This window comes from Nocardioides koreensis, from assembly GCF_039531775.1.
GTDB classification, from domain to species: Bacteria; Actinomycetota; Actinomycetes; order Propionibacteriales; family Nocardioidaceae; genus Nocardioides; species Nocardioides koreensis.
The window spans coordinates 756,686-771,294 of record NZ_BAAAQR010000001.1 but is presented as its reverse complement, the minus strand read 5'-3'; the positions used below and the strand labels follow the sequence as shown (position 1 = coordinate 771,294).

General features: G+C 73.4%; 14 protein-coding genes. 8 read left to right on the top strand and 6 right to left on the bottom strand.

Translation table 11 applies throughout. The features are described from left to right. Window positions 1-11 precede the first annotated feature (11 nt). Together ABD268_RS03730 and ABD268_RS03725 are read right to left on the bottom strand one after the other, a co-directional pair. Window positions 12-686 (bottom strand): hypothetical protein, encoded by a 675-nt coding sequence (locus ABD268_RS03730; RefSeq protein WP_344147755.1) that lies wholly within the window; start codon window positions 684-686, stop codon window positions 12-14. A 261-nt stretch (window positions 687-947) separates the two neighbouring features. Beyond that, window positions 948-1,718, bottom strand: coding sequence for a pentapeptide repeat-containing protein (locus ABD268_RS03725; RefSeq protein WP_344147752.1), 771 nt, complete (start codon window positions 1,716-1,718; stop codon window positions 948-950). A gap of 185 nt (window positions 1,719-1,903) precedes the next feature. On the opposite strand from ABD268_RS03725, the gene ABD268_RS03720 reads away from it, so the two are divergent. The 5 genes from ABD268_RS03720 (at window position 1,904) to ABD268_RS03700 (ending at window position 9,609) form a co-directional block, all read left to right on the top strand. Further along, window positions 1,904-3,205, top strand: a complete 1,302-nt coding sequence (locus ABD268_RS03720; protein ID WP_344147749.1) for a DUF445 domain-containing protein — start codon at window positions 1,904-1,906, stop codon at window positions 3,203-3,205. After that, on the top strand, window positions 3,205-4,152 hold the full coding sequence (locus ABD268_RS03715) for an Abi-alpha family protein (RefSeq protein ID WP_344147746.1): 948 nt from the start codon (window positions 3,205-3,207) through the stop codon (window positions 4,150-4,152). Before ABD268_RS03720 ends, ABD268_RS03715 begins: the two co-directional genes overlap by 1 nt. Next, window positions 4,149-5,651, top strand: coding sequence for a cobyric acid synthase (locus ABD268_RS03710; protein ID WP_344147743.1), 1,503 nt, complete (start codon window positions 4,149-4,151; stop codon window positions 5,649-5,651). The genes ABD268_RS03715 and ABD268_RS03710 overlap by 4 nt, the downstream gene beginning before the upstream one ends. A 276-nt stretch (window positions 5,652-5,927) precedes the next feature. Further along, window positions 5,928-8,507, top strand: coding sequence for an ATP-dependent chaperone ClpB (clpB, locus tag ABD268_RS03705; RefSeq protein WP_344147740.1), 2,580 nt, complete (start codon window positions 5,928-5,930; stop codon window positions 8,505-8,507). A 52-nt stretch (window positions 8,508-8,559) separates the two neighbouring features. Beyond that, window positions 8,560-9,609: a hypothetical protein gene (locus ABD268_RS03700; protein WP_344147737.1), complete on the top strand. Its 1,050-nt coding sequence runs from the start codon at window positions 8,560-8,562 to the stop codon at window positions 9,607-9,609. 10 nt (window positions 9,610-9,619) lie between these two features. Here ABD268_RS03700 and ABD268_RS03695 read toward each other — a convergent pair whose 3' ends face one another. Next, complete coding sequence (locus ABD268_RS03695) at window positions 9,620-10,786, bottom strand: pyridoxal phosphate-dependent aminotransferase (RefSeq protein WP_344147734.1); 1,167 nt, start codon at window positions 10,784-10,786, stop codon at window positions 9,620-9,622. A gap of 40 nt (window positions 10,787-10,826) precedes the next feature. On the opposite strand from ABD268_RS03695, the gene pyrE reads away from it, so the two are divergent. After that, window positions 10,827-11,369 carry an orotate phosphoribosyltransferase gene (gene pyrE, locus ABD268_RS03690; RefSeq protein WP_344147731.1) on the top strand — a complete coding sequence of 181 codons (543 nt, stop codon included), beginning with the start codon at window positions 10,827-10,829 and terminating at the stop codon, window positions 11,367-11,369. Here pyrE and ABD268_RS03685 read toward each other — a convergent pair. Next, window positions 11,366-12,055: a DedA family protein gene (locus ABD268_RS03685; RefSeq protein ID WP_344147728.1), complete on the bottom strand. Its 690-nt coding sequence runs from the start codon at window positions 12,053-12,055 to the stop codon at window positions 11,366-11,368. The genes pyrE and ABD268_RS03685 overlap by 4 nt on opposite strands. A gap of 69 nt (window positions 12,056-12,124) precedes the next feature. Here ABD268_RS03685 and ABD268_RS03680 point away from each other — a divergent pair, with 69 nt between their 5' ends. Beyond that, a complete protein-coding gene (locus tag ABD268_RS03680; RefSeq protein WP_344147726.1) occupies window positions 12,125-12,769 on the top strand; it encodes a maleylpyruvate isomerase N-terminal domain-containing protein in 645 nt (214 codons plus the stop codon). Then, window positions 12,769-13,449 carry a TrmH family RNA methyltransferase gene (locus tag ABD268_RS03675; RefSeq protein WP_344147723.1) on the top strand — a complete coding sequence of 227 codons (681 nt, stop codon included), beginning with the start codon at window positions 12,769-12,771 and terminating at the stop codon, window positions 13,447-13,449. Before ABD268_RS03680 ends, ABD268_RS03675 begins: the two co-directional genes overlap by 1 nt. A 57-nt stretch (window positions 13,450-13,506) precedes the next feature. On the opposite strand, the gene ABD268_RS03670 is transcribed toward ABD268_RS03675, so the two are convergent. Together ABD268_RS03670 and ABD268_RS03665 are read right to left on the bottom strand one after the other, a co-directional pair. Further along, window positions 13,507-14,073 (bottom strand): hypothetical protein, encoded by a 567-nt coding sequence (locus tag ABD268_RS03670; RefSeq protein ID WP_344147720.1) that lies wholly within the window; start codon window positions 14,071-14,073, stop codon window positions 13,507-13,509. Continuing rightward, a complete protein-coding gene (locus ABD268_RS03665; RefSeq protein WP_344147717.1) occupies window positions 14,070-14,582 on the bottom strand; it encodes a SigE family RNA polymerase sigma factor in 513 nt (170 codons plus the stop codon). The genes ABD268_RS03670 and ABD268_RS03665 overlap by 4 nt, the downstream gene beginning before the upstream one ends. Between the last annotated feature and the right edge of the window lie 27 nt (window positions 14,583-14,609).

The following is a 14,609-nucleotide window of genomic DNA, read 5'->3' as shown; positions in this document are numbered from 1 at the left end:
CGGCCGCACCGTCAGCTCAGGGCGCTGCGCATGTGGTCGAAGCGGTCGGCCATCTGCGCGGCGTACGCGTCGGCCATCGGGCCGCTCCCGTTGTAGTCGTGCGCCGCGGCGGTCCAGCTGCCGGACGAGCGGTGCAGGTCGGCCAGGTGGCGGAAGCCGACGAGCATGTTCGGGTACGGCTTCCAGGCGCCGCCGAGCCGGTCGGCCTGGTCCTGGTAGGTCGACCAGGTCAGCTGCATCGGACCGACGCCCTGCATCTCGCCGGTGCGCTGCCGGACCGACTTGTAGGCCAGGTACTTCGACCGGGTCACCTCGCCCGCGCCCGCGAACACGGTCGGGTCGTGGCCGAAGACGTTGCGGCCGCCGTCGGTCTCCTGCTGCAGGAAGGCGCACCCGACGTAGTACGGGATGTCCGCCTCCCGCGTGGCGCGGCGGGCGGTGCCGGCCATCGTGCAGCCGGCCTTCTTCGCCTCGTCGACCTGCTCCGGCGCCCCACCGCGTGCTGCGTCGGCACGCGGAGCGGAGGCCGAGGTCTCCCGCGGCGGACTGGCCGCGGCGGGGTCGTCGAAGCCGAGGACGGGCACGACCAGCTTCACGAAGCCGACCAGCTGCACGAACGTGAGCACGGCGTAGAGGAGCGCGACCGTCGCGCGGGCGCGCATCGTCGAGGGACGGGCAGGGGGCATGCGTGTTCTTCCTCCGGTGGGGGACGGCGCCCGCCTACGGCCTCGAACGGCTCGCTCCCCCAGCGGCGGGCTCAGGCAGCGGCTGTGGCGATCCGGGGACGTTCACCGGGGTGCCGTGCACGTGCTGCCTGGCGGTCAAAGTCCCACGGCCGGCGCGTCGTCGCAGACCGGCGGGGACGTCTTCCACGGTGGCAAGCCGACGCGCCCGCGGTCAAAACGCGGGTCGGGAGTCCTTCGTCACAGGGGCGCCCGCGCGACCGTTCAGCCCGCCTGCACCCACACCCGAGGGCGACGCAGACCGGCCGGGATCGTGGTGGTGGCGTCGCCCCGGGCCGCTTCGAGCTGGGGGCCGGTGAGGAAGAGCGCCTCGGCCATCGAGGCGCCGCGCAGGTCGGCGCCCCGCAGGTCCGCGCCGAGCAGGTCGGCGGCGCCCAGGTCGAGCCCGCGCAGGTCGGCCCCGATCAGCAGCGCGCCCCGCAGGGCGGCGTCCCGCAGGTCGCGCCGGCGCAGGTCCTGCCCGGCCAGGTCGGCCCGCGCCAGGTCCGGGGCGGCGACGCCCCGGATGCGCGCGCTGGCCGCGGCGAAGAGGTCGCCCGCCTGCTCGTTCAGCTCGTCGATGTCCGCGGTCAGCAGCTCCACCGGCGTCGCGTCGCGCAGCGCCAGGAGCCGGTCGCGCAGGCCCGCGGACGCCGGGTCGGGGGAGCGGCGCCCCACCTCACCGAGGTGGGCGAGCATCTCGTGCACCCGGCGCACCACCGAGAGCACCGCGGCCATCTCCCCGAGGTCGTCGTGCTCGCGCCACGACGTACCGCCGTACGTCACCTGGGAGACGTGCTGGCCGGCGCCGAAGCAGTCGAAGACCGCGCACCCCGCCCAGCCGCGCTCGCGCAGGTCGGCGTGGATGCCGCACCGGTCGTCCGCGGCCAGGTGGTGGCAGGGGACGCCACCGGGCTTGTCCGCGCCGAACCCCGCGTCCCGCCGGTAGGGCAGCAGCACGCAGCACAGGGCGAAGCAGCGCGAGCAGTCGGCCACGAGCTCGGGTTCGGCGACGGGCTTCGACCTCGGGCCATCGTCGCAGGGCCCGCCTGGGAACCAGGTGTGCGGTTCGGCGTGACCTCGGGGGCCGTTGCCGAGTTCTCCACGGGGAGGGGCGGCACCCGCTGCCCGCGAACCGGTTGGACCGCCCCGCGGCGGGGTAGACCCGGAGGGTGACGGCGATGCTGGAGTGGCTGGGCGAGTGGTCGGCCGGGGTCGACTGGGTCCACGTCGCCACCATCCCGCTGTTCACCGGCGTGGTGGGCTGGCTGATCAACTGGTCGGGCCTGGTGATGCTGTTCAAGCCCGTCCGGTTCCACGGGGTCCGGATCCCCGGGATGCGCGAGCTCGCGACCGTGCTGCCCCGCAAGGCGCAGGAGGTGCCCGGCCTGCTCCAGGGCGGCGTCGGCTGGCAGGGGATCATCCCCGCCCGGGCCGCGAAGATGGGCAGCATCGCCGTGGACAAGGCGATCGCGAAGCTCGGGACGCCCGGGGAGTTCTACCAGCAGCTCGAGCCCGACCGGATCGCCGAGCACATCGTCACCGTCTTCCGTCCCGAGATCCCCCAGCTCGTCGAGGAGGTGATGTGCCGGGAGCACCCGCGGCTGTGGCGGGACCTGCCGCGCCCGGTCCGCGAGGCCGTCGTCGAGCGGGTGCAGGGGCAGCTGCCCGGCGTCGTGGGCCGGGTCACCGACGAGATCGGGATCCACATCGACCAGCTGCTGGACCCCAAGATCATGGTCATCGACCACTTCCGGAACAACCCCGCGCTGGTGGTGCGGATCTTCCGCGACTTCGGCCAGCGCGAGCTGAACCTGATGGTCGCGTTCGGCTTCGTCTTCGGCTTCCTGCTCGGGATCCCGGTGGCGGTGGTGGACAGCTGGGTCGGCCAGTGGTGGCTGCTGCCGATCCTCGGGGTCGTGGTCGGCTGGGTCACCAACGCGCTCGGGATGTGGCTGATCTTCGAGCCGCCGGAGCCGCGCCGGATCCTCGGGATCCGGGTGCACGGGTTGTTCCCCCGCCGCCAGGCCGAGGCCGCCGAGGTCTACGCCCGGATCATCGCCGACGACGTGATCACCCTGGAGCGGATCGGCGACTTCCTGCTCGACGGTCCCCGCGGGGACCGCACCCGCCAGATGCTCGCGACCGCGCTGCGGCCCGCGATCGACAAGGCGGCCGGCCCGGCCCGGGCCGCGGTCCGGGTGGCCGTCGGCCCGAGCCGCTTCGACACGATCCGGGAGTCGGTGGCCCGGGAGGCGGTGGGCCGCACCCTGACCCCGTTCAAGGACCCCGCCTTCAGCCGGCGCCAGGCCGAGCAGATCCGGCTGCTCATCGCCACCCGCACCAAGGAGCTGCCGCCGCGCGACTTCGTCGAGATGATGCGGGCCGCGATCCGCGAGGACGAGTGGATGCTCTACGCCCACGGCGCGATCATGGGCCTGGCCGGCGGTTTCCTGCACCTGTGGTTGTTCGGAGTGAGCTGATGGACGAGCAGTACGACGAGGTCCCCGAGGCCGCGCCCACCCCGCCGGTGGCGCGCGGGGCCGCGCTCCCCGAGGGCCTCGCGCCGGCCGTGGAGGCGCTGCCCGGCCTCGCCCGGGTGGCGGCCTCGGCCTGGTGGCACACCACCGAGTGGGGGGTGCGCACCTCCGCCCGCGCCGGCCGGCGGATGGCTCGCGCGGTGGCCGACCCGACCGAGGCGGCCGCGCTGGCCAGGGACGCCACCGAAGCGGCGACGGTGATCGGCGGCCTCGCCCGGTCGGTGTCGGCGGGGGTGCCGCTCTCCCGGGCGCTGGTCTCGGCCGCCGAGTGGCTCGACGAGCTCGCCGAGCCCCCACAGCCGACCAACGGCCGGGACCACCCGGCGGCGGACACGATGGCGTCGCTGCGGCAGCGGGGGGCCGAGCTGCTCGAGCGCTCCCGCGACGTGTGGAGCACCGACGTCGGCCACCCGGCGTACGAGCGGATCCTCGACGAGCTGGCCCCCGACGAGGCCCGGATCCTGCTGCTCCTGCTCCAGGGCGGGCCGCAGCCGAGCGTGGACGTCCGGACCGGCGGCCCGATCGGGATGGTCAACAGCCAGCTGGTCGCGCCGGGGCTGACGATGATCGGCGCCCGGTCCGGGTGCCGCTACCTCGACCAGGTGCCGTCGTACCTCAACAACCTGTTCCGGCTCGGCCTGGTGTGGTTCTCGCGGGAGGCGCTGCGCGACCCGATGGAGTACCAGGTCGTGGAGGCGCAGCCCGACGTGCTCGCCGCCGTGCACTCGGTGAAGTTCGCCAGGATCGTGCGCCGCAGCATCCACCTCACGCCGTTCGGTGAGGACTTCTGCCGCACCTGCCTGGTCGACGAGGGCGCCGACGCGGCGGCGTTCCCCGAGCACGGCCTGCCGCCGGAGACCGACGCGGGCGAGCCGCCGAGCCACACGTGAGGGGCTCGCTGCTGGTCGCCGGCACCACCTCCGACGCCGGGAAGACCGTGGTCACCACGGCGCTGTGCCGCGCCTTCGCGCGCCGCGGCCTGCGGGTGGCGCCGTTCAAGGCGCAGAACATGTCCAACAACTCGATGGTCTGCCGGACCCCGGACGGGACCGGCGCGGAGATCGGCCGGGCCCAGTGGAGCCAGGCGCTGGCGGCCCGGGCGGTCCCGGAGCCCGCGATGAACCCGGTGCTGCTCAAGCCCGGCAGCGACCGGCGCAGCCACGTCGTGGTGATGGGGCAGCCCGCCGGCGACCTGACCGCCGCCGACTTCCTGGGCGGCCGGACCCAGCTGCGCGACGCGGCGTTCGCGGCGTACGACGACCTGGCCGGGCGCTACGACCTCGTCGTCGCCGAGGGGGCCGGCAGCCCCACCGAGATCAACCTGCGCGCCGGTGACTTCGTGAACCTCGGCCTGGCCCGGCACGCGCGGATGCCGGCGGTCGTCGTCGGCGACATCGACCGGGGCGGCGTGTTCGCCTCGATGTTCGGCACCGTGGCGCTGCTCGACGCGGACGACCAGCGGCTGCTGGCGGGGTGGATCGTCAACAAGTTCCGCGGCGACCCGGGGCTGCTGACGCCCGGGCTCGACAGGCTGCACCGGCTCACCGGCCGGCCGGTGTACGGCGTGCTGCCCTGGCACCCGGACCTGTGGCTGGACTCCGAAGACGCCCTCGACCTCGGCGGCCGGCGCGCCGACGAGCGGGCCGGGCCGACGCTGCGGGTGGCGGTGGTCCGGCTGCCCCGGATCAGCAACTTCACCGACGTCGACGCGCTCGGTCTGGAGCCGGCCGTCGACGTGGTCTTCGCCGCCGAGCCCCGGGCCCTCGCGGGCGCCGACGTGGTGGTGCTGCCCGGGACCCGGGCCACGCTCGCGGACCTGGCCTGGCTGCGGGAGCGCGGGCTCGACCGCGCGATCGGCGAGCACGCGGCGGCGGGCCGTCCGGTGCTCGGGATCTGCGGGGGGTTCCAGATGCTCGGCCGCACGATCAGCGACCCGGAGGGGGTCGAGGGGCCGCCCGGGACGGAGGCGGCCGGGCTGGGGCTGCTCGACGTCGCGACCGTCTTCGGGTCCGAGAAGGTGCTGGCGCTGCCGCACGGCTCGGGGCTCGGGGAGGAGGTGCGCGGCTACGAGATCCACCACGGCCGTGTCACCCGGGGTGCGGGGGTCGAGCCGTTCCCGGGCGGGGCGGCCGCCGGGGCCGTGTCCGGGACGATGTGGCACGGCAGCCTCGAGTCCGACGGGTTCCGCCGGGCCTGGCTGGGGCTGGCGGCGGCGGCCGCGGGCACGGCGTACACCCCCTCGGGGGTCTGCTTCGCCGAGCGCCGCGAGGCCCGCTTCGAGCTGCTCGCCGACCTGGTCGAGGAGCACCTCGACGTCGACGGGCTGCTGGACCTCGCGACCGGCGGCCCGCCGGCCGGGCTGCCGGTGCTACCGCCGGGCGGCCGCTGACCGCAGCTCGCCGGGACGTCATACGGACCGGCTGCGCCCGCGACGCGGACGTATGACGTCCCGCGGGAGGTCATCCGGACCGGCTGCCCGCGCGACCGGAGCGTATGACGTCCCGCGCGACGCCACCGGCGAGACCGACGGCTCGCAGCCCGGAGATCTGGTTCAGACAAATCACCAAAGTTGAGTGGAACAGACTCAACTTCTCGCGCGTTGCACCTGATGACGAGCACACTGGGTGCCGTCCTCGAGGAAGCCGCTCCCAGGAGAAGTCTGCTTATGAGCCAGTTCGGCGCCGACAAGTTCACCACCCGCAGCCGTGAGGCGATCGAGGCTGCCCAGCTGTCCGCGACCACGGCCGGCAACACCAACACCGAGCCGATCCACCTCCTCGTCGCCCTGCTCCGCCAGGAGGAGGGCACCGCCCGCAACCTGGTCGCCAAGGCCGGCGTGGACGCCGCGCAGCTGACCAGCCAGGCCGAGGCCGTGCTGAACGCGCTGCCCCGGGCCAGCGGGTCGACCGTGCAGCAGCCGAGCGCGTCCGCGGCGCTGACCCGCGTGCTGGCCGCGGCGATCGACCTCGCCGGCAGCATGAAGGACGACTACGTCGCCACCGAGCACCTGCTCATCGCGATCGCCGGCACCGACAGCTCGGCCCAGAAGGTGCTCCGCGACGCCGGCCTCACCGAGAAGGGCCTGCGCGAGGGGCTCACCGCCGTCCGCGGCAACCGTCGCGTCACCAGTGAGGACGCCGAGTCGACGTACGAGGCGCTGGAGAAGTACTCCGTCGACCTCACGAGGGCCGCCGAGGAGGGCCGCCTGGACCCGGTGATCGGCCGCGACGCCGAGATCCGCCGCGTCGTGCAGGTGCTCTCGCGGCGCACCAAGAACAACCCCGTCCTCATCGGCGAGCCCGGCGTCGGCAAGACCGCCGTCGTCGAGGGCCTCGCCCAGCGCGTGGTCGCCGGCGACGTGCCCGACTCCCTCAGGGGGCGCCGGGTGCTCAGCCTCGACCTCGCGGCCATGGTCGCGGGTGCGAAGTACCGCGGCGAGTTCGAGGAGCGGCTCAAGGCCGTCCTCGAGGAGATCAAGGACGCCGGCGGCCAGATCATCACCTTCATCGACGAGCTGCACACCGTCGTCGGTGCGGGCGCCGGCGGCGACTCGGCGATGGACGCCGGCAACATGCTCAAGCCGATGCTGGCCCGCGGCGAGCTGCACATGATCGGCGCGACCACGCTCGACGAGTACCGCGAGCGGATCGAGAAGGACCCCGCGCTCGAGCGCCGGTTCCAGCAGGTCTTCGTGGGCGAGCCCAGCGTCGAGGACACCATCCAGATCCTGCGCGGCATCCAGGAGAAGTACGAGGCGCACCACGGCGTCCGCATCACCGACGCCGCGCTGGTGGCCGCCGCGACCCTCTCCGACCGCTACATCCCCGGCCGCCAGCTGCCCGACAAGGCCATCGACCTGGTCGACGAGGCCGCCTCCCGGCTGCGCATGGAGATCGAGTCCTCGCCCGAGGAGATCGACCAGCTCCGCCGACAGGTCGACCGGATGAAGATGGAGGAGTTCGCGCTCGAGAAGGAGTCCGACGAGGCGTCGAAGGAGCGGCTGCAGAAGCTGCGCGCCGAGCTCGCCGACAGCGAGGAGGAGCTGCGCGCGCTCGAGGCCCGCTGGGAGCAGGAGAAGTCGAGCCTCGAGGGCGAGCTGCGGCGCGCGCTGGACCACCTGCGGGTCGAGGCCGACAAGATGCTCCGCGAGGGCAACCTCGAGGGCGCGAGCAAGATCCGCTACGAGTCGATCCCCGAGCTGGAGAAGAAGCTCGAGGCCGTCGCCGCCCAGGAGAAGGCCGACCTCGAGCCTCTGGTTGGCGAGGAGGTCGGCGCCGAGCAGGTCGCCGAGGTGGTCGAGGCCTGGACCGGGATCCCCACCGGCCGGATGCTCGAGGGCGAGACCGCCAAGCTACTGCACATGGAGCAGGTCCTCGGCGAGCGGCTGATCGGCCAGCAGTCCGCGGTCGCGGCGGTGAGCGACGCCGTACGCCGCTCGCGGGCCGGCATCTCCGACCCGAACCGGCCGACCGGCTCGTTCCTCTTCCTCGGCCCCACGGGTGTCGGCAAGACCGAGCTGGCCAAGTCGCTGGCGGACTTCCTGTTCGACGACGAGCGGGCGATCGTGCGCATCGACATGAGCGAGTACTCCGAGAAGCACTCGGTGGCCCGCCTCGTCGGTGCCCCTCCCGGCTACGTCGGCTACGAGGAGGGCGGCCAGCTGACCGAGGCCGTGCGCCGGCGGCCGTACAGCATCGTGCTGCTCGACGAGGTCGAGAAGGCCCACCCCGAGGTCTTCGACATCCTGCTGCAGGTGCTCGACGACGGCCGGCTGACCGACGGCCAGGGCCGCACCGTCGACTTCCGCAACACCGTGCTGATCCTGACCAGCAACCTGGGCTCGCACTTCCTGGTCGACCCGACCCTCGACCCGGACAAGAAGCGCGAGTCGGTGATGTCCGTGGTGCGCTCGTCGTTCAAGCCGGAGTTCCTCAACCGCCTCGACGAGGTCGTCATGTTCGACGCCCTCAGCCTCGACGAGCTGACCCACATCGTCGACCTGCAGCTGTCGCTGCTGGAGCAGCGGCTGGCGGTGCGCCGGATCTCGATCGAGGTCAGCGACGCCGCCCGCAGCTGGCTCGCCGACACCGGCTACGACCCGGCGTACGGCGCCCGCCCGCTGCGGCGGCTGATCCAGACCGCGATCGGCGACCCGCTGGCGCGGATGCTGATCGGCGGCGAGGTCACCGACGGCGACCGGGTCACCGTCGACCGGAGCGAGGACGGGCTGACCCTGTCGGTCTGACCGGCACCGCCTGGCGCGTGGGCGTGTGGGTGGGTTTGGTGGAATGGAGCCCATGACCACGCCTCCCGCTCCCACCCGCCCCCGCCAGGTCACCATGGCCGCCTGGCTGATCATGGGCGGCTCGGTCCTGGTGGTGCTGATGGTCTTCGAGCGGGTCGCCGGGCTGCACAGCCTCGAGACCCGCGAGTCGGTCCAGAAGTTCCTGGCCGAGCCGCCCGGCGCCGACCTGGGGCTCGGCGTGTCCGGGGTGCTCGACCTGCTCCGGGTGCTCTGCATGGTCGCCGCCGGCTGCGCCACCGCGGCGGCGATCCTCGGCTACCAGGTGCTCCGGCGCAGTCGCAGCGCCCGGCTGGCGCTGACGGTGCTGGCGGTCCCGCTCTTCGTGACCGGACTCGCCACGGGCGGGTTCACGTCCTCCGTCGTCGCCGCGTCCGCGGTGATGCTGTGGTTCCAGCCGGCGCGCGACTGGTTCAACGGGGTGGTGCGCGAGCCGCGGCCGGAGGTGTCGAACCGGATCGCCCCGCCCGCCGCCCCGCCGTACGACGCGACGCGCCCCGGCCCCGGCCCCGGCCCGGGTCCGTGGCCCGGTCCCGGCCCCGGTGGCCAGCTCGGTGACCAGTTCGGTGACCAGGCCCCCGGACCGGCGCTGCCGCTGCCCGCGGAGGCCGACCCGACGGTGCGGCCGCAGGCGGTCGTGTGGGCGTGCGTGCTGACGTGGTTGTTCGCGGGCCTCGCGCTGGTCGTGATGGCCGCGAGCATCGCGGTCCTGGCCGCGAGCCCCGACCTGGTCTTCGACGAGCTGCACAAGCAGAACCCGGACCTGGCCTCCCAGGGCGTCTCCGACGCCACGCTGCGGACGATCACGTTCGTGGTCGGCGGGGTGGTCGCGGCCTGGTCGCTCGCCGCCCTCGTCCTGGCCGGCCTGGCCTTCCGCCGGGTGGGCTGGGCCAGGGTGGCCCTCGTGGTGTCCGCCTCGGGCGCGGTCGTGTGCCTGCTGCTCGCCACCGTCTCCCAGCCGCTGCTGATCATCCCGCTGGCGGCGAGCGTGGTGACCCTGGCGCTGATGGTGCGCCCCGAGGTCCGCGCCTGGTTCGACCGCTGACCCTGCCGGGTCAGGCGCTCAGGTCGGCGCCCTTGAGCCGGCGCAGGCCCTCCTCGATCATCTCCGGCTCCTTGCAGAAGGCCCACCGCACGAGGTGGCGCCCGGCGCCGGGGCCGTCGGGGTCGTCGTAGAACACCTGGCTGGGGATCGCGACCACGCCGGCGCGCTCGGGCAGGGCCAGGCAGAACGACAGCCCGTCCTTCCAGCCCAGCCCGGAGACGTCCGCGGTCGCGAAGTAGGTGCCCTCCGGCACCCGGACGTCGAGCCCGGCCTCGGTGAGGCCGGCGCACAACAGGTCGCGGCGCTGCTCGAGGTGCCCGGCCAGCCGGATCGGGTAGTCGGCCTCCTCGTCGAGGGCGAGCGCGATCGCGGGCTGCAGCGGGGAGCCGGAGGTGAAGGTGAGCCACTGCTTCGCGGCGAGCACCGCGGCCACCAGCTCGGCGGGTCCGGTGGCCCAGCCGACCTTCCAGCCCGTGAACGACCAGGACTTGCCGGCGCTGGACAGGGTCAGGGTGCGTTCGAACATGCCGGGCAGCGTGGCCAGCGGCACGTGCCGGTGGCCGGTGAAGGTGAGGTGCTCGTAGACCTCGTCGGTCACCACCACGAGGTCGTGCTCGACGGCCACCTCCGCGATCGCGCCGAGCTCCTCCGGCGTCAGCACGGTGCCGGTCGGGTTGTGCGGGGTGTTGACGAGCAGCAGCCGGGTCCGCGGGGTCACCGCCGCGCGGAGCTCGTCGGGGTCCAGGCGGAAATCCGGCGCCCGCAGCGTCACCGGACGGCGTACGCCGCCCGCCATCTGGATCATCGCCACGTAGGAGTCGTAGTAGGGCTCGAGCACCACCACCTCGTCACCCGGGTCGACCAGGCCGAGCAGCGCGGCGGCGATACCCTCGGTGCAGCCGGTCGTCACCACCACCTGGCTGTCCGGGTCGAGCTCGAGGCCGTAGTGGCGCTGCTGGTGGCGGGCGATCGCCTGCCGCAGCGCGGGTACGCCGAGGCCCGGGGCGTACTGGTTCCCCCCGGCCTCGAGGGCGGCGACCGCCCGGGCGATCACGGACGGGGGACCGTCCACGTCCGGGAAGCCCTGGCCGAGGTTCACCGCCCCGGTGCGGAGGGCCAGCGCGGACATCTCGGAGAAGATCGTGGGCGGGATGCCCTGGAGTCTCGTGGCGAGCATGCCCCCGAACCTAACGCGTCGCCCTCGGTACGCTGCCGCGGTGACTTCCGCAGATCCCGACCTCGCCCGTGACATCGACGCGCTCTGCCGCCTGACCGGGGAGTTCACGCTCCGGTCCGGCCAGGTCGCCTCGGAGTACTTCGACAAGTACCTCTTCGAGGCCGACCCGCGGCTGCTCGCCCGGGTGGCGCGGCAGATGGTCGACCTGCTCCCCGAGGACACCGAGCTGCTCGGCGGCCTCGAGCTCGGCGGCATACCGATCGCGACGATGGTCAGCAGCCAGACGGGGCTGCCGGCGCTCTTCGTGCGCAAGAAGGCCAAGGAGTACGGCACCTGCAAGCTCGCCGAGGGCCCCGAGGTGGCCGGGCGCCGGATCACGATCATCGAGGACGTCATCACCACCGGTGGCGCGGTCCGCGACGCGACCCGCGCGCTGCGCGCGGCCGGGGCGGTGGTGGAGGTGGTCGTCTGCGCGATCGACCGCAGCCCCGCGGGCGAGGACCCGTTGGAGGACGTCGGGCTGGAGGTGCGCTCGGTGCTCACCAAGGCCCAGCTGGACGCCGTCCGGGGTCAGGCCCGCTAGTCGGTCTCGGCCTCGCTCGCGGCCTCGTGGCGGCTGTGCTTCCACCACTCGTAGGCCACCGGGATCAGCGAGAAGGCCAGGATCGCGATGATCGCCTTGTCGAGGTTCTCCCCCAGCGAGGGGAACGCCGAGCCGAGGAAGTAGCCGAGCATCGTGATGCTCAGCACCCACGCCATCGCGCCGACCAGGCTCCAGGTGAAGAACTTGCCGCGGTGCATCTCGGTGACGCCCGCGACGACGGTGATGAAGGTCCGCACGAACGGCACGAACCGGCCGATGACCAGGGCCTTGCTGCCGTGGCGGTCGAAGAACTCCGACGTCTTGTCGAAGTGCTTCTGCTTGAGCACCCGGCCGTCCCGCTCGTAGAGCGGCGGGCCGATCCAGCGCCCGATCTCGTAGCCGGACACGTTCCCGAGGAAGCCGGCCGCCGTCAGCGCCACCAGGGCGAAGACCAGCTCGGCGATGGTGTTGCCGGGGATCAGGTCGACCTTCTCGGCGGCGATGAACAGGCCCAGCCCGAACAGCAGGGTGTCGCCGGGCAGGAACGGGAACAGCAGCCCACACTCGACGAAGACGATGCCGAGGCTGATCCAGAAGAGGGCGTTGCCGAACTGGTCGAGCAACCAGTTGGGATCCATCCAGTTCATGCCCAGCAATAGCGGATGGAGCTCCAGCAACGCGGTCACGCGGCAACGGTACCCGGGGCGTCCTGAGCGGCTCGGCGTCAGCCCCGGGCGGGCGCTACCGTTCCGGTCGTGGACAACCACGACGCCCAGACCTTCCTCGCCGCCGCCCGGATCGCCGCCGACCTCGCCACCGGTCCGCAGGTCGCCCGGCGGTGGACCGACGAGAGCGCCTGCGCCGGCATGACCGTCGGCGGCCTGGCGCACCACCTGGTCCGCCAGGCCACGGTCACCGTGCAGCTGCTCGCCGCACCGCCGGTCCCCGACACCGAGCTGGTCTCGCTGCTCGGCCACTACGAGCGTGCCGCGTGGGTCACCGCCGCTCCGGATGCCGAGGTGAACGTCGGCGTCCGCGAGGGGTCCAACGCCGACGCGGCCGGCGGCCCGGAGGAGCTGCGGGCGCTCGTGGGGGCGACCCTCGCCGAGCTGCCGGCGGCCCTCGCGGCGCCGCGCGACCCGGCGACCGTGCACATCCCGTGGCAGGGGTGGTCGCTCGCCACGCATGACTTCCTCGTGACCCGGCTGATGGAGATGGTGGTGCACTCCGACGACCTCGCCGCGAGCATCGGCGTACCCACGCCGGAGTTCCCGGAGGACGTCCTCGCCCCGGTCCTGGCGCTGCTGTCCGGGGTCGCGGTGCGCCGGCACGGCCAGGCCGCGGTCGTGCGTGCCCTCAGCCGGCCGCAGCGGGCACCGGGGTCGGTGTCGGCGTTCTGATGGAGGAGCAGCGCGCGCCGTACGACCCGATGCCGCACGGCCCCGCCGAGGTCGGCGTGGGTCCGTGGGAGGGGCCCTGGCCGGAGGGCGAGCAGTACGACGCGGGGTTGCTCGCCGAGGGCGACCGGCGCAACGTGGTGGATCGCTACCGCTACTGGACTGTGGAGGCGATCGTCGCCGACCTCGACACCCGGCGCCACGACTTCCACGTGGCCATCGAGAACTGGCAGCACGACTTCAACATCGGCACGATCGTCCGGTCCGCCAACGCGTTCCTGGCGGCCGAGGTGCACATCGTGGGGAACCGCCGGTGGAACCGGCGCGGTGCGATGGTGACCGACCGGTACCAGCACGTGCGGCACCACCCCACCGCGGCCGACCTCGCGGCGTACCTCCACGAGCCGCCCGACGGGCAGAGCGTGCAGCTGCTCGGCATCGACAACCTGCCGGGCTCGCAGCACCTCGAGACCATGACCGTGCCGCGCAGGGTCTGCTTCCTCTTCGGCCAGGAGGGCCCCGGGCTCTCGGCCGGGGCGCGCGAGGTCGTCGACGGCACGTTCTCGATCGCCCAGTTCGGCTCGACCCGCTCGATCAACGCCTCGGCCGCGGCCGCGATCGCGATGCACACGTGGGTCCGGGAGCACGCCGACCTGTCCGGCGACACCGCCTGGCGGGGGTGAGCGGGTCGTGCGGCTCAGCGTGCGCGAGCCGCACGACCCGCTCGCGGGCCGGCGCACCTAGGGCCGCTCGCGGTGACCGTTCTTGTCGGGGGCCCACTCCCGCAGGGTCAGCCCGGGGTTCTCCCGCGGCCAGGACTGGTTGACGGACCTGCCGTCGGGACCCCACTCGAGGTAGTACCACTCCTTCTCGCCGGTGGTGTCCTTCGCGATCTCCAGCGCGATCGAGCGGTCGGACCCCTCGGAGACCCAGGTGTCGTCGATCTGCTGGGTGACCTTCCACCCCGGCCGCACGATCACCCGGCCGTCGCTGGTGTAGCCGGCGTTGGCGTCGCTGCTGATCTGCTCGAGCTCCTGGGGCGTCTGCGCCAGCTTCACCTCGACCTCGCCCGGCTTGCTGTGGGCGGCGTACGCCGAGCCCGCCGGCGGCTCCCGGTCCAGCCCGGGCACCCCCCCGGCTGCGGCGAGGCTGCCCCCGAGGACGGCCACGACGCCGAGCACGCCCGTCGCGACCACCATCCGTCGCCGGCGCAGCCCCCGGTGGGCCACCGCCAGCTGCTGCCGCGCATCCATCGGGGCCGGCTCCCCGGCCCAAGCCTGGTCGAAACGCTCCTGCAAGTCGATCATCGTCGGTCCTCCTTCACGGTCTGGTCGGTGAGCAGCTCCTGGAGCCGGGCCACCCCTCGTGAGTGGTGGCTCTTGACGGTGCCGGCCGAGATGCCGAGATCGGCGGCGGTCTGCTCGACGGACAGGTCGAGCACGTGCCGCAGCACCACGACCCGGCGCTGCATCTCGGGCAGCCGCTGCAGCGCGGTGATGAGCGCGTCGCGGTCGTCCACGCGCCCGGTCTGGGCGGCGTGCACCAGGTCGGCGTCCGCGCCGACAACCTCCCGCCGGTACGACGCCCGCTTGACGTTGTCGAGGTGCGTCGACACCAGGATCCGCCGGACGTAGGCGTCCTCACCGCCCTCCCGTGCCAGCCGCGGCCACGCGACGTACAGCTTGGTCAGCGCGGTCTGCAGCAGGTCCTCGGCGCGGTGCCAGTCGCCGCAGATGGCGTACGCCGCCCGTCGCAGCCGGGTCTGCCGCGACTCGACGAACTCGACGTACGCCGCGTCCCGATCGGATCTCTTCACCCCATGTCCCTTCGTTGCCCGAGGTTC

What these genes read in the sequence shown, in the direction of transcription:
- ABD268_RS03730 (WP_344147755.1), bottom strand. Translation starts at nt 686, where the DNA reads ATGCCCCCTGCCCGTCCCTCGACGATGCGCGCCCGCGCGACGGTCGCG.
- ABD268_RS03720 (WP_344147749.1), top strand. Translation starts at nt 1,904, where the DNA reads ATGCTGGAGTGGCTGGGCGAGTGGTCGGCCGGGGTCGACTGGGTCCAC.
- ABD268_RS03715 (WP_344147746.1), top strand. Translation starts at nt 3,205, where the DNA reads ATGGACGAGCAGTACGACGAGGTCCCCGAGGCCGCGCCCACCCCGCCG.
- clpB (WP_344147740.1), top strand. Translation starts at nt 5,928, where the DNA reads ATGAGCCAGTTCGGCGCCGACAAGTTCACCACCCGCAGCCGTGAGGCG.
- ABD268_RS03700 (WP_344147737.1), top strand. Translation starts at nt 8,560, where the DNA reads ATGACCACGCCTCCCGCTCCCACCCGCCCCCGCCAGGTCACCATGGCC.
- ABD268_RS03695 (WP_344147734.1), bottom strand. Translation starts at nt 10,786, where the DNA reads ATGCTCGCCACGAGACTCCAGGGCATCCCGCCCACGATCTTCTCCGAG.
- ABD268_RS03675 (WP_344147723.1), top strand. Translation starts at nt 12,769, where the DNA reads ATGGAGGAGCAGCGCGCGCCGTACGACCCGATGCCGCACGGCCCCGCC.
- ABD268_RS03670 (WP_344147720.1), bottom strand. Translation starts at nt 14,073, where the DNA reads ATGATCGACTTGCAGGAGCGTTTCGACCAGGCTTGGGCCGGGGAGCCG.